General features: G+C 66.2%; 15 protein-coding genes. 5 read left to right on the forward strand and 10 right to left on the reverse strand.

Annotated elements, in window-relative coordinates:
• Position 1: 1 nt before the first annotated feature.
• Positions 2 to 436 carry a cytochrome c oxidase subunit 4 gene (locus GLO27_RS04800; protein ID WP_021201553.1) on the forward strand — a complete coding sequence of 145 codons (435 nt, stop codon included), beginning with the start codon at positions 2 to 4 and terminating at the stop codon, positions 434 to 436.
• Between the two features lie 66 nt (positions 437 to 502).
• Here the strand turns inward: GLO27_RS04800 and GLO27_RS04805 are convergent, their stop codons facing one another.
• The 7 genes from GLO27_RS04805 to GLO27_RS04835 all read right to left on the reverse strand — a co-directional run bounded on the left by GLO27_RS04805 (position 503) and on the right by GLO27_RS04835 (position 6458).
• Positions 503 to 922, reverse strand: a complete 420-nt coding sequence (locus GLO27_RS04805) for a rhodanese-like domain-containing protein (RefSeq protein WP_021201552.1) — start codon at positions 920 to 922, stop codon at positions 503 to 505.
• Positions 923 to 1152: 230 nt separating this feature from the next.
• Positions 1153 to 1674 (reverse strand): GNAT family N-acetyltransferase, encoded by a 522-nt coding sequence (locus GLO27_RS04810; RefSeq protein ID WP_021201551.1) that lies wholly within the window; start codon positions 1672 to 1674, stop codon positions 1153 to 1155.
• Positions 1671 to 2075 (reverse strand): Rid family hydrolase, encoded by a 405-nt coding sequence (locus GLO27_RS04815; protein ID WP_021201550.1) that lies wholly within the window; start codon positions 2073 to 2075, stop codon positions 1671 to 1673. The genes GLO27_RS04810 and GLO27_RS04815 overlap by 4 nt, the downstream gene beginning before the upstream one ends.
• An 80-nt stretch (positions 2076 to 2155) precedes the next feature.
• A complete protein-coding gene (locus GLO27_RS04820; RefSeq protein ID WP_021201549.1) occupies positions 2156 to 3967 on the reverse strand; it encodes a ubiquinol-cytochrome c reductase cytochrome b subunit in 1812 nt (603 codons plus the stop codon).
• Positions 3964 to 5040, reverse strand: coding sequence for a Rieske (2Fe-2S) protein (locus tag GLO27_RS04825; RefSeq protein WP_021201548.1), 1077 nt, complete (start codon positions 5038 to 5040; stop codon positions 3964 to 3966). Before GLO27_RS04825 ends, GLO27_RS04820 begins: the two co-directional genes overlap by 4 nt.
• Before the next feature lie 36 nt (positions 5041 to 5076).
• Complete coding sequence (locus GLO27_RS04830; RefSeq protein ID WP_029258331.1) at positions 5077 to 5880, reverse strand: cytochrome c; 804 nt, start codon at positions 5878 to 5880, stop codon at positions 5077 to 5079.
• A gap of 20 nt (positions 5881 to 5900) precedes the next feature.
• Positions 5901 to 6458, reverse strand: a complete 558-nt coding sequence (locus tag GLO27_RS04835; RefSeq protein ID WP_208323613.1) for a heme-copper oxidase subunit III — start codon at positions 6456 to 6458, stop codon at positions 5901 to 5903.
• Between the two features lie 288 nt (positions 6459 to 6746).
• Here GLO27_RS04835 and trpD point away from each other — a divergent pair, with 288 nt between their 5' ends.
• Entirely contained in the window at positions 6747 to 7817 is a 1071-nt protein-coding gene (trpD, locus tag GLO27_RS04840) for an anthranilate phosphoribosyltransferase (protein ID WP_029264931.1), read from the forward strand.
• Positions 7818 to 7819: 2 nt separating this feature from the next.
• A complete protein-coding gene (locus GLO27_RS04845) occupies positions 7820 to 8806 on the forward strand; it encodes a PHP domain-containing protein (RefSeq protein WP_029258328.1) in 987 nt (328 codons plus the stop codon).
• Between the two features lie 23 nt (positions 8807 to 8829).
• Here GLO27_RS04845 and GLO27_RS04850 read toward each other — a convergent pair whose 3' ends face one another.
• Complete coding sequence (locus tag GLO27_RS04850; protein ID WP_029258327.1) at positions 8830 to 9768, reverse strand: 5'-3' exonuclease; 939 nt, start codon at positions 9766 to 9768, stop codon at positions 8830 to 8832.
• An 88-nt stretch (positions 9769 to 9856) separates the two neighbouring features.
• Between GLO27_RS04850 and GLO27_RS04855 the strand changes: the two genes are divergently transcribed.
• Positions 9857 to 10582: a hypothetical protein gene (locus GLO27_RS04855; RefSeq protein WP_167253893.1), complete on the forward strand. Its 726-nt coding sequence runs from the start codon at positions 9857 to 9859 to the stop codon at positions 10580 to 10582.
• Between the two features lie 17 nt (positions 10583 to 10599).
• Here GLO27_RS04855 and GLO27_RS04860 read toward each other — a convergent pair whose 3' ends face one another.
• Positions 10600 to 11205 (reverse strand): hypothetical protein, encoded by a 606-nt coding sequence (locus GLO27_RS04860; protein ID WP_243844745.1) that lies wholly within the window; start codon positions 11203 to 11205, stop codon positions 10600 to 10602.
• A gap of 224 nt (positions 11206 to 11429) precedes the next feature.
• Positions 11430 to 11978, reverse strand: a complete 549-nt coding sequence (locus GLO27_RS04865) for a hypothetical protein (protein ID WP_167253771.1) — start codon at positions 11976 to 11978, stop codon at positions 11430 to 11432.
• A 239-nt stretch (positions 11979 to 12217) separates the two neighbouring features.
• Between GLO27_RS04865 and rpsA the strand changes: the two genes are divergently transcribed.
• The gene (rpsA, locus tag GLO27_RS04870; RefSeq protein ID WP_021201539.1) at positions 12218 to 13672 is read left to right on the forward strand and encodes a 30S ribosomal protein S1; all 1455 of its coding nucleotides are present in this window, start codon (positions 12218 to 12220) and stop codon (positions 13670 to 13672) included.
• The last annotated feature ends 39 nt before the right edge of the window (positions 13673 to 13711 follow it).

Below are 13711 nucleotides of genomic sequence, written 5' to 3' on the forward strand. Positions count from 1 at the left end.
CATGCGCGACAACGTCATTCTCTGGTGGATCCTGACGGCGTTCTTCGCTCTCGTCGGAGTCGTCTACACCGGTTGGCACATCCTGGCCACACCGAACGACAACTTCGCGATGCGAATCGAGTGGGTCGGTACGGTCGCCCTGTTCTTCGCCGCCTTCATGGCAGCGATGATCGCGTTCTATCTCGATCGCACTCACAAGGCGCAGCGTGGTGAGCTGCCCGAAGACATCCTGACCTCCGACATCGACGACGGTGACCCGGAGCTCGGCGAGTTCAGCCCGTGGTCCTGGTGGCCCATCGTCCTCGCTGCCTCGGCGGGAGTCTTCGTCGTGGGGCTCGCGGTCGGGCACTTCCTCCTGCCGATCGGCCTCGCGATCTTCGTCGTCGCGATCGTCGGCTGGGTGTACGAGTACTACCGCGGCAACTTCGCCCGCTGACCCAGCTGCACGGAAGAAGGCCCCCGGAGGAATCCGGGGGCCTTCTTCCGTGCGCCGGGGCCGTGATCAGGCGTGGGCGCGAATGCGTGCGATGCCGGTCAACGGATCCACGGGGCGGTGGTGGACGCCATCGCTGTCTTCGACCGCGTAACCCTCGCGGACCCAGTACTCGAAACCGCCGATCATCTCGCGTACGGCGTATCCGAGGCGGGCGAACTCGAGCGCGCCCTTGGCGCCGGCGTTGCAGCCGGGGCTCCAGCAGTAGACGACCACGTCCGCACCCTCGGGGATCTCGGTGGCAGCACGCGAGGCGATCTCGCTGTAGTGCATGTGCACGGCACCGGCGATCCGCCCCTGGGCCCACGCCTCGTCGGAGCGGACGTCGACGACGACGATGTTCTCGCCGGCCTTGAGCGCCGCGTGCACATCGCTGGGGTCTGTCTCATAGGTCAACTTGGCTGCGTAGAACTCGGCACGATCGATCATGATTCCAGCCTACGGAGACACGCGGGAACCATCCGGCGGAATCCAGTCGCTCAGCGACGGATTGCGGTCAATGCCGGAGCCGGGGGTATACGCCAGCCAGGGCGGCCCGGCGAGGTCAGCGGCAGAGGTGCCGTCGTCGGTCGTGGCGCGTTCGACGATCGACGTACTGCTACCGATCAGAGCACATCCGTGGATCAGAGCACAGCCGTGAATCAGAGCACAGCCGTGAATCAGAGCACAGCCGTCATCTGCGTGCGCGGTCCGTGCTCGAAGAGGCCCAGCGCGGATTCGACCTGGACCAGATCTCGGAGCAGTGAGGTGTCCGGCTCGCTCACGACGAAGCCGCAGGACGTGTAGAAGGGGGCGTTCCAGGGCACGTCGATGTAGGTCCGAAGGGTGATCTCGGTATGACCCCGGTGGCGCGATTCCGTGAGCGCGGCCGTGACGAGCTCACGACCGATACCCTGGCGTCCGTAAGAGGGAAGCACCGAGAGCTGCTCGAGATGCGCGTGGCCGTCGAGCTCCAGCACGTGCACGAAGCCGACAACGACCGGCGTCGTGGTGGTCCCGTCGTGGTGTTCGGCGACGAGGACGAAGCCCGGCATCGACGCGCGTTCCTGCGGGGGCGTCGGGGGAGGCCAGTCGACGGCTCCGAACCGTTCGATGAGGAGGGCATCGGCGGCCACTTCGATCTGTTCCGTTGCCGCGTCATCGTCGGGCGCGGCCGGGCGGACGACGACGTTGATGCTCATTCGGAGACAGCCGCGATCGCTTCGATCTCGACCAGCTGGTCGTCGTAGCCGAGCACCGTCACGCCCAGGAGCGTGCTGGGCACGTCGTGCGCGCCGAAAGCCGCATGGATGACATCCCAGGCCGCGACGAGGTCGGCCTGCGATGAGGAGGCCACGAGTACCCGCGTGCTGATGACGTCGGTGATGGTCGCGCCGGCGATCTCGAGCGCCCCCTGGAGGGTCTCTACGCACTTGGCCGCCTGAGCGGCGTAGTCACCGGGTGCAGCAGTCGTGCCATCGTCGTTCAGCGGGCACGCGCCGGCGAGGAAGATCAGGCGTGAGCCGGCCGGTGCGGTCGCGGCGTAGGCGTAGGGGACTTCGGCGAGGGCGGTGCCGCGGATCAGCTGGACGACGGACGACATGGATCGATCCTCTCATTAGGGGATTAACGATGAAGGCCCCGTCCGCAGGGACGAGGCCTTCATCAGTGGGGGAGTGGCGACTACTCGCCATCCTCCGACTTCTTGCGAGGCTTCTTCACCGGCTCGGTCGCGATGACCGTGCTCGGCGTGTTCGGCGTCTCGTCGACGTGGGTCTCATCGACCGTGAGCGGGGCGTCAGGGAATCCTGCGCGCTCGTGGGCACCCTGGATCTCTGCAGCCTCGGTCTCGTCGTTGTGAGCCGTGACGTGGTGCTGGTGAGCATCCGCCGCCTCGACCTCGGCCTGCGTGAGCGGGGCGAGACGGTCCTCGAAGAACCAACGGGAGATCGAGGAACGGAGGTTCTCGGTCCACGGGATGCGGCCCTTGTCATTGGGGCGCACCACGAGGGGCTCGTAAGTGTCGACGTCGATCAGCTTCCAGCGGTCGTACTTGTCGACCGGCTGGTGCACCTCGATGAACTCGCCACCGGGGAGGCGGACGATGCGGCCGGACTCGAAACCGTGCAGCACGATCTCGCGGTCCTTCTTCTGCAGCGCGATGCAGATGCGCTTCGTGACGAAGTAACCCAGGATCGGCCCGAGGAAGAGCAGGGCCTGCAGCGTGTGGATCACGCCCTCCATCGTGAGCATGAAGTGCGTCGCGATGAGGTCGGACGATGCCGCGGCCCAGAGGACGGCGTAGAAGATGACGCCGGCCACACCGATCGCCGTGCGCGTCGCGGCGTTGCGCGGGCGCTGTGCGATGTGGTGCTCGCGCTTGTCTCCGGTGACCCACGCCTCGATGAAGGGGTAGATCGCCACCGCCACGATGAACAGGCCGAGGACCAGAACCGGGGCGATGATGCCGAACGACCAGGTGTGGTCGAGGAAGACGATGTCCCAGTTCGACGGTGCCAGACGCAGGGCGCCGTCGGCAAAGCCGATGTACCAGTCGGGCTGGGTGCCGGCAGAGACAGGGGACGGGTCATACGGACCGTAGTTCCAGATCGGGTTGATCTGGAAGAACGTCGCGATCAACACGATGGTGCCGAAGACGATGAACAGGTATCCGCCCATCTTGGACATGTACACCGGCATCATCGGGTAGCCCACGACGTTGTCGTTCGTGCGGCCCGGGCCGGCGAACTGCGTGTGCTTGTTGATGATCATGAGCATCAGGTGCACCACGATCAGCGCGATGACGAGCATCGGCAGCAGCAGGATGTGCAGCGTGTACAGGCGTCCGACGATGTCGGTACCCGGGAACTCGCCACCGAAGAGGAGGAACGAGGTCCAGGTGCCGATCAGGGGGAGACCCTTGATCATGCCGTCGATGATGCGGAGGCCGTTGCCCGAGAGCAGGTCGTCGGGAAGCGAGTATCCGGTGAAGCCCTCGGCCATCGCGAGGATGAAGAGGATGAAGCCGATCACCCAGTTGAGCTCACGCGGCTTGCGGAAGGCACCGGTGAAGAACACGCGGAGCATGTGCACGCCGATGCCGGCGATGAACACGAGGGCGGCCCAGTGGTGGATCTGCCGGACCAGGAGTCCACCGCGCAGATCGAAGGAGATGTGCAGCGACGACTCGAGCGCCGCGGACATCTCGATACCCCGCATCGGAGCGTAGGCGCCGGTGTAGTGGGTCTCGACCATGGACGCCTGGAAGAAGAACGTCAGGAAGGTTCCGGAGAGGAACACCACGACGAAGCTCCAGAGCGCGATCTCGCCGAGCATGAACGACCAGTGGTCGGGGAAGATCTTGCGTCCGAGCTCCTTGACGAAGCCGGAGAGGCTGGTGCGCTCATCGATGTAGTTCGACGCGGCACCGACGAAGCGACCGCCGAGGGGCGCTTTGGTGTCCTTGTCCTCTTTGGACAGCGTTGCGGTGCTCAATGGCGCTCCCAGAAGCTCGGGCCGACGGGTTCCTTGAAGTCGCTGCGTGCGACCAGGTAGCCCTCGTCATCGACGGTGATGGGCAGCTGCGGCAGCGGACGAGCCGCCGGGCCGAAGATGACCTTTGCATGGTCCGTGACGTCGAACTGCGACTGGTGGCACGGGCACAGCAGGTGGTGGGTCTGCTGCTCGTACAGAGCCACAGGGCATCCGACGTGCGTGCAGACCTTGGAGTACGCGACGATGCCGTCGTAGGACCAGTCCTTGCGGTCCTCGGCCTCGATCAGCTGCTCGGGGCGCAGGCGCATCATCAGCACGATGGCCTTGGCCTTCTCTTCGAGGTAGCCGTCGCTGTGGCTGAGGGTGGCGAGTTCCTCCGGGATCACGTGGAACGCCGAACCCAGGGTGACGTCAGCCGCGCGGATCGGGGTGCCGTCGGGATCGCGCACCAGGCGCGCACCCTCTTCCCACATGGTGTGCTTGAGCAGCACGACCGGGTCGCCCGCGGTGGGGTCTTCCGGAGTGGAGTGCGGCGCCAGGCCACGGAACAGCGTCACGCCGGGGATGATCGAGGCGACGATCGCGGCGAAAAGCGAGTTGCGGATCATTGAGCGACGGCCGAAGCCCGACTCTTCATTCGCGTCGGAGAAGGCCTTGATGGCCGCTTCGCGCGTGGAGTCCTTGCCACGGGTGGGGTGGCGGTGCTCGATGAACTCCTTGTCGGACATGAGGGCCTTGGACCAGTGGATGGCACCGATGCCGAGGGCCAGCAGCGCGAGCGCGATGCCGAGACCGATGAAGAGGTTGTTCTGCCGGATGTCGATGAGCGCGCCGCTCTCGATCGGGAACAGCATGTAGGCGGCGACCGCCCAGATGCTGCCGGCGAGCGAGAGATAGAACAGCGTGTAGACAGTGCGGACAGCGGCTTTCTCGGCGCGCGGGTCCTTATCGGTCATCCGCTCGCGGTGCGGCGGAAGCCCGGGGTTCTGCACGGGATCGCTGACTGCGACACCCAGCCCCGGAGAGGGCTGGTAGGCCCTGTCAAGAGCCTGCGAGTCGTCGTCGTGTGCCATGGTGCTCCTCGTACGTTCCTCTTCGATGATTAAGCGTCAGTTGGACTTCGCCGTGATCCACACGGTGACGGCGACGAGCGCGCCGATACCGAAGATCCACACGAACAGGCCTTCGGAGACCGGACCGAGCGAGCCCAGCGAGAAGCCACCGATCTGCACGGACTGCTGCTGGAAGAGCAGCGCCGAGATGATGTCTCGCTTGTCCTCGTCGGACAGGTTCATGTCGCCGAAGACCGGCATGTTCTGGGGGCCGGTGACCATGGCGGCATACATGTGCAGCGCGCTGGTCTCGCTGAGTCCGGGGGCGTACTTGCCCTCGGTGAGCGCTCCACCCGCGGCGGCCACGTTGTGGCACATCGCGCAGTTGACGCGGAACAGCTCGGCACCGTTTGAGACATCGCCCTTGCCGTCGAGGATGTGGTCCGACGGGAACGTCGGGCCGGGAGCCTCGGACTGGACGAAGGACGAGATCGCGAGGATCTGGTCCTCGGTGAACTGCGGGGCCTTCTGCGGCGCCTGGGGGCCCTGCATCTGCAGAGGCATGCGGCCGGTCGACAGCTGGAACTCGGTCGCCAGCTCACCCACGCCGTAGAGGCTGGGGCCATTGGCGGTTCCCTGCAGGTCGAGACCGTGGCAGGTGGCGCAGTTGGCCGTGAACAGCTTCTTGCCGTCCTCGACGGTCAACTGCGAGGTCGCCGCCGACTGGGTGTCGGTCGCGGCGAACGCAGCGGTCGCGCCGGCGTACACGGCGCCGGTGATCATGAGGCCTGCGCCGATGAGCGCGGCCGCCGCCAAAGGGCTGCGACGACCGCTGGAACGGCGCTTCTTCTCTCGTGCCATCTCGGGGATCAGCTCCGCTCTTATTTCAGGAAGTAGATAACGAGGAACAGCACGATCCAGACGACGTCGACGAAGTGCCAGTAGTAGGACACCACGATCGAGGAGGTCGCCTCCTTGTGCCGGAAGTTCTTGACGGCGTATGCGCGTCCGATGACGAGCAGGAACGCGACCAGTCCGCCGGTGACGTGCAGGGCGTGGAAGCCCGTCGTCAGGTAGAACGCGGAAGCGTACGAGTCAGCGCTGATGGGCATGCCCTCAGCAACGAGCTGGGCATACTCCCAGACCTGGCCGGAGACGAAGATCGCGCCCAGGGCGAAGGTGAGGAAGAACCACTCGACCATTCCCCATCCGAACAGGCGACGGCGTCCTGCGCCGTTCTTCTGTCCCTTGCCGATCTTGTAGGGCTGCAGGTCCTCTGCCGCGAACACGCCCATCTGGCACGTGAACGAGGAGAGTACGAGGATCGCAGTGTTCACTGCGGCGAACGGGACGTTCAGCAGCTCGGTCCGGGCCGCCCACAGCTCCGGGGAGGTGCTGCGGAGGGTGAAGTAGATCGCGAAGAGTCCCGCGAAGAACATCACCTCACTGCCGAGCCACACAATGGTGCCGACAGCTACCGGGTTGGGCCGCTTAATCGTTCTCGCCGCCGGGGCATACGTCGCTGAGGTCGTCACCCCTCCATTATGGCCGATCCGCGGGCGTGATTCTTGCACCGGCGACCTTCGAGTTGCCGGTCGACGACTTAGGAGACCCTAAGAAAACACTGCGAATACCCGGTGAATCCGCGGGAAACAAGGGGTGGGGGTGGGGTGCACGTGTGTTCGGAAGCATCTGCATGTTTTCTCTGCGCCGATAGGATCGCACACATGGCTGATTCCCTGACCTGGTCCGACGTGCTCACCTCTCTTCTGGAGCGTCGCGATCTCAGCGTGTGGGAGTCGACGTGGGCCATGCGGCAGATCATGCAGGGCAACGTCACGGAGGCCCAGCTGGCAGGATTCCTCGTCGCTCTTCGTGCCAAGGGGGAGACGATCGACGAGATCGTCGGCTTCCGCGACGCGATCCTCGAGGCTGCGGTCCCTCTTCCCGTCTCTCCTGATGTGCTCGACATCGTCGGGACGGGCGGCGACCGCGTCGGCACGGTGAACGTCTCGACCACGGCGGCGATCATCATCGGCGCCACCGGCGTGCCCGTCGTCAAGCACGGCAACCGTGCGGCGAGTTCGGCTTCCGGTTCCTCAGACGTGCTCGGTGCTCTCGGCCTCGAACTGTCACTCGACCCCGCCGCCGTCGCATCCATCCTCGACCGCACCGGGATCACCTTCGCGTGGGCGGGCGCGTTCCACCCCGGCTTCAAGCACGCAGGATCCGTCCGCGCGGAGCTCGGGGTTCCCACCGTCTTCAACATGCTCGGGCCGCTGTGCAACCCCGCGCGCGCCGAAGCCAACGCCGTGGGTGTCGCGCAGATCGAGCGCGTACCGCTGATCACCGGCGTCTTCCGGACCCGCGGCGCGACCGCGCTGGTGTTCCGAGGCGACGATGGACTCGACGAGCTCACCACGACCGGCCACAGCCGCATCTGGGAGGTCACCCGCGGGGACATCCACGAGCACGACCTCGACCCCCGTGACCTCGACATCCCGATCGCCGACCTGGCCGACCTGATCGGCGGATCGCCGCAGCACAACGCGGAGGTGCTGCGACGGACGCTGGCGGGGGAGACCGGGGCGGTGCGCGACATCGTGCTGCTCAATGCGGCGGCGGGCATCGTCGCGTTCGAACTCTCCCAGGACGCCATGCAGGTGCAGCGCCCGATCCTCGAACGACTGCGCGAGGGGTACGACAAGGCATCGGCGGCGGTCGACGACGGCCGTGCCCTGGCCAAGCTCGACCAGTGGATCTCCGTCAGTCGCGAGCTGGCGGCCCCGAAGGAGTGACCGTGGATCCCGTCGACGCCCTGCTGGAGATCGCCTCTCTTCTGGAGCGCGAGCGGGCCTCACGGTACCGAGCGAAGGCTTTTCGTCAGGCTGCCGCGACCCTGCAGGATCTCCCGGACGACGTCCGGGCCGATCCCACCCGCCTGAGAGCGGCGAAGGGCATCGGAGAATCCACCTTCGCGGTGATCCGTCAGGCGCAGGCCGGGCAGGTGCCGGACTACCTCGTCGAGCTGCGTGGCGACGTCGAACCTGAGCGTGTCTCGCTGCTGCGCACGAAGCTGCGCGGCGACCTGCACGCTCACACCGACTGGTCCGACGGCACTACTCCCATCTCTGTCATGGCAGCGGCAGCTCGCGCGTTGGGCCATGAGTATCAGGCGATAACGGATCACTCGCCGCGTCTTCGGGTGGCCAGAGGGCTCTCGGCCGAGCGGCTTCGGGAGCAGATGCCCCTGGTGCGTGCGGAGTCCGGTGACGGTTTCACCCTGCTCGCCGGCATCGAGGTCGACATCCTCGAGGACGGCGCTCTCGACCAGGAGGACTCCCTGCTCCGCGAACTGGACATCGTCGTGGCATCGGTGCATTCGAAGTTGCGGATGGACTCGCGTCCGATGACCGCACGCATGATCGCCGCGGTGTCGCACCCCAGGGTGAACGTGCTCGGGCACTGCACCGGGCGCCTGGTGCAGGGGGAACGAGGGACCCGCCCGGAGTCGGCGTTCGACGCGGCTGCGGTTTTCGCCGCCTGCGCGGACAACGGGGTGGCGGTCGAGATCAACTCGCGCCCCGAGCGTCAGGATCCGCCGGATGAACTGATCGCTATCGCGCTCGAAGCCGGATGCCTGTTCTCCATCGACTCGGATGCGCATGCTCCCGGTCAGCTCTCGTTGCTGGATCACGGCGCGGAGCGAGCCGAGCGCGCGGGGATTCCCGCCTCCCGGATCGTGACGACCTGGGGACTCTCCCGGCTTCTCGCCTGGGCGGAATAGGTGCAGCTGCGGTTGAACGGGGGTCAGCCGGACGCGAGGGCGGCCTTCGACACCGCTGCCACCGCGCGCGTCATCGAGCCGCCGAGGTTCCACTTCTCGGCGAGAGCCGTCGCCGCATCGACCTCCGCGGGATCGAGCACCCGCAACGGGATATCGGGCGTCGTGATGGGAAGCGACGTGGCGACCGCGACCACGGTGGGGGCCACATCGAGGTAGGCGGATGCGGCCAGCACCTTCGCCCGCACCCCGGCGCTCATGCCCTCTCCGGCCTCGGCGGCCGCGCGGATGCCCTCGAGATCGGCGTGGGTCTGCAGCAGCGTCGCGGCGGTCTTCTCACCGACCCCGGCCACACCGGGAAGACCGTCTGAGGCGTCGCCGCGCATGGTGGCGAAGTCGGCATACTGCGAGGGGAGCACCCCGTACTTCGCGACCACGGTCGCATCGGTCACGACCTCGAGATTGCTCATGCCGCGCGCGGTGTAGATGACCCGCACATCGCGGGAGTCGTCGACGAGCTGGAACAGATCGCGGTCTCCGGTGACGATGTCGACCGGCATCGTCGCTCCGGTCGCGAGCGTGCCGATGACGTCGTCGGCCTCGTGCTCCGCCACCCCGATGATCGGGATCCCGATCGCGGCGAGCGTCTCCCGGATGAGGGGGATCTGCGCTTCGAGGGGGTCGGGGACCTCTTCGATGTCAGGTCCGACCTCGACGACCTCGACGACACGGTGCGTCTTGTAGCTGGGGATCAGATCGACGCGCCATTGCGGGCGCCAGTCGTCATCCCAGCAGGCGATGACATGGGTGGGCTCGTAGAGCGTGACGAGCTTCGCGATGATGTCGAGCAGACCGCGCGCCGCGTTGATCGGAGCGCCGTCGGGCGCCGTCACCTTGTCGGGGACGCCGTAGAAGGCGCGGAAGTAGAGGCTGGCGGTGTCGAGCAGCATGAGGCGATCGGTCACCAGCACAGTCTGGCACGGGCGTGCGACACGGGCCGGTGGTCGCGGGCCGGAGAGTGAGACGATCCGCGCGGTTGCGACACTCACGGGTATGACAGCTTCTCTTCGCACGTTCTCGTCCCTCGTCCTGGGCGGGGTGGTGCTCGCTGCGGCACTGAGCGGATGCGCCATGTCGGCGGGGACCTCTCCTGTCCCGGAATCGACGTCCGCTCCGGACACCTCCGACACGACGTACGCACCGCAGGCGGCATGGCTGGATGCGACGTCGTTCGTCGTGAAGACGTGGGGCGATGCGTGCGCTCCGCAGATCGGGGACATCGTCGCGGGGGACCAATCGCTCGAGCTCGTTCTCGTCGACGGCACGGATGAGGTGTGCGCGGCAGTGCAGACCGCTCACGGGATGTACGTCGGGCTGCCGGCGGCGTTCGATTCCTCGCGACCTGTCGAGCTGACAGTGACGGATCCTGGGGGAGAGACCACGGAACTGACGCTTCCCGGACTTGTCTCAGGGGAGATCATCCCGGCCGATCGGATGCCCGAGCAGACACCCGCAGCGGCATGGATCGACGCGCATGAACTCGCGGTCCTCACCTGGGGATCGTCGACCTGCATGCCTGCCTCCGGGGCCGTCGAGGCCGTCAGCGAGAACGAGGCGATCGTTCGGCTCGAGGAGAGTGCGAACGAGGTCTGCACGATGGATCTGGTTCCGCAGATCACGTTCGTGACAGCGGAGGGCATCGACCAGGACGCGAAACTGACGCTCGCCGGGTACGTCGATGCGGACGGCGCCCCGGTCGTCGTGACCGTCGCGCGCTAGCCCTTCTTCGATGTCGCTCAGCAGCCTGGGGCCGATGGGCGCTGTTCGCAGGTGAAGGCCACGAGTGCGGTGTGAGCCTCGAAGATGCGTATTTCCCGTGCGGGGCCCGGGATCGTGAGTCGACCGGCGACCGGGAACCAGCCGCCGCCGAGGTCGACCTCCGCGGCGTAGCGGACGGTGACATGCGCCTGGTAGGTGCCGCGCTCGCGATAGACGTGGCTCGTCGCGGTCGGGGTGAACGGCGCCTGACCGAGCGCCGACCAGGTCTGTCCGCCGGTGCTCGATGTCGCAGAGGTGCCGTCGCCGTGCACGAACTCATAGTCGACGGGTGTGAACCGCACCGAGAGAGGGGCGCCGAAAAGGGTGCCCGAGCGCGTGTGCGCGGACGCCGCCGCGACGAAGTTCGTCGGCATCCCGGCCACACCGACATTGTCGGGCTCGCCGACGTTCGCGACCGGATCGGGAGCGAACTGTGCGAGATCGTCGATCGTGATCGCCGGGGCGGCGGGCTCATCCGTCGCCGGTGGCGGGGGTGACGTCGGTTCCTCGTCGACCGCGGCACGAAAGCAGCTGCGGGAGCTGTTCCAGTCGTCGAGACACGAATCGAAGTCGAACTCGTGCACCGGGAAAGCCGGAGAGGTCGGGGTGGACGGGGACCCTCCGCCCGGGGCGTTGTTGTGTGGGCTGCCGGAAGAGGGCTGGGTCTGGGTTCCGGAGATTACAACCGTGTGCTCGCTGGTCGATGCCCAGGCCCCATCGAATCCTGCTTGAGGAGGTGGTACGTCGGTTGTTCCTATTCGGATGGTGCTGATTGCGAGAACGAAGTACACGGCGGCGGAGATTGGCATTACCCGCACTGAAGGCTCTCTGTCGGTGTCGTAGACGAGATCGCAAACTCAGTGTCGGTCTTGGCTGGTGCGAACGACACCTCAAGCGCCTGACGCGGCGGACGGTCGGGTGGGACAGCGGAGGTGCCGTCGACGTTGAACAGCTCCACCTCTGCGATATCAAGGCACACGTACGCTGTAACTACCGCCTCGGAATAGGTGACCGGTGTGAAGGTGTCGAAGGTCGACGTGCCGCGTCGAGTGATCCCTGCCGCATGAAACTTGCTGTAATTTTCGCGGGCTGCGGATAGGGCGTCTGCCAGTAGCCACTCGAAAACCAGTGCAAAAGAGCTTGGATCCGCGAGATCGGTGGCGTTCGTCGCGGCCGTGTATTGCCGGAACGTCGCCTCCGCGGCGGCGAAGGCTTCTTCTTCCGAGGCGAAGGCTGCGGTCGGCGTCGGCGTCGGAGCCGGAGTCGGCGCGCAGCCCGCGAGTGTCACGGCAACGGCGACCGTCGTGAGAGCGCCGAGGCGACGGGACATGGCGAGCGGAGGAGTCGGCGAGATCACCCCGTCACGGTAGCCCGGAGCGCGTCGGGCCCGGGGGAGTTATCCACAGGTCGGTGCCCGTCGGAATCCGACTCCTGCAGTATCCGAACTTCTGATAGCCTTAACCGTCACTCGTGGCGTGCATGCGCGTGCCCTCGTGACGAGAAAACCAAAATCCAACTGCTGTGAAGCATGCAGTCGGCCGTGCGCGGTCGTTGCCTCCCAGCCCGAGTCTCCATTCAACAAGGACAACCCACTACATGACTACCGCAACGACCGCCCCGGCCACCAAGCAGGTCGCCATCAACGACATCGGATCTGCTGAGGACTTCCTGGCCGCGGTCGAGAAGACCCTGAAGTTCTTCAACGACGGCGACATCATCGAAGGCACGATCGTCAAGATCGACCGCGATGAGGTCCTCCTCGATGTCGGCTACAAGACCGAGGGTGTCATCCCCTCGCGCGAGCTCTCGATCAAGCACGACGTCGACCCCAACGAGGTCGTCGCTGTCGGCGATCTGGTCGAGGCCCTCGTTCTCCAGAAGGAGGACAAGGAAGGCCGTCTGATCCTCTCCAAGAAGCGCGCACAGTACGAGCGTGCCTGGGGAGACGTCGAGAAGATCAAGGAGAACGACGGCGTCGTCACCGGTACGGTCATCGAGGTCGTCAAGGGTGGACTCATCGTCGACATCGGCCTCCGTGGCTTCCTGCCGGCTTCGCTCATCGAGCTGCGCCGCGTCCGCGACCTCACGCCGTACCTCGGCCAGGAGATCGAGGCCAAGATCCTCGAGCTCGACAAGAACCGCAACAACGTCGTCCTGAGCCGCCGTGCGCTGCTCGAGCAGACGCAGTCGGAGTCGCGCACCACGTTCCTGAACAACCTGCACAAGGGTCAGGTCCGCAAGGGTGTCGTCTCGTCGATCGTCAACTTCGGTGCGTTCGTCGACCTGGGCGGCGTGGACGGCCTCGTGCACGTCTCCGAGCTGTCCTGGAAGCACATCGAGCACGCCTCCGAGGTCGTCGAGGTGGGCCAGGAGGTCACCGTCGAGATCCTCGAGGTCGACCTCGACCGCGAGCGCGTCTCCCTGTCGCTGAAGGCGACGCAGGAGGACCCGTGGCAGGTCTTCGCCCGTACCCACGCGATCGGACAGGTCACGCCGGGTAAGGTCACCAAGCTCGTCCCGTTCGGTGCGTTCGTCCGCGTCGCAGACGGCATCGAGGGCCTCGTCCACATCTCCGAGCTCTCCAGCAAGCACGTCGAGCTGGCTGAGCAGGTCGTGTCGGTCGGCGAAGAGGTCTTCGTCAAGGTCATCGACATCGACCTCGAGCGTCGTCGCATCTCGCTGTCGCTGAAGCAGGCCAACGAGTCGGTCGACCCCAACGGCACCGAGTTCGACCCGGCCCTGTACGGCATGCTCGCCGAGTACGACGAGAACGGCGAGTACAAGTACCCGGAGGGCTTCGACGCCGAGACCGGTGCGTGGAAGGAAGGCTTCGACGCCCAGCGCGAGGCATGGGAGCAGGAGTACGCTGCAGCCCAGGCTCGCTGGGAGGCGCACAAGGCTCAGGTCGTCAAGGCGGCCGAGGCCGAGGCTGCGGCCGGAGACGACTTCGGCGGTCAGACCTTCACCAGCGAGGCTGCCGGCGCCGGCACCCTCGCGGACGACGAGGCTCTCGCCGCTCTGCGCGAGAAGCTCTCGGGCGGCAACGCTTAAGCAGCATTCGGGAACGGGTCGTCACCTCGCCTTCGGGCG

Source organism: Microbacterium sp. Be9 (assembly GCF_011754135.1).
GTDB lineage: Bacteria > Actinomycetota > Actinomycetes > Actinomycetales > Microbacteriaceae > Microbacterium > Microbacterium maritypicum_A.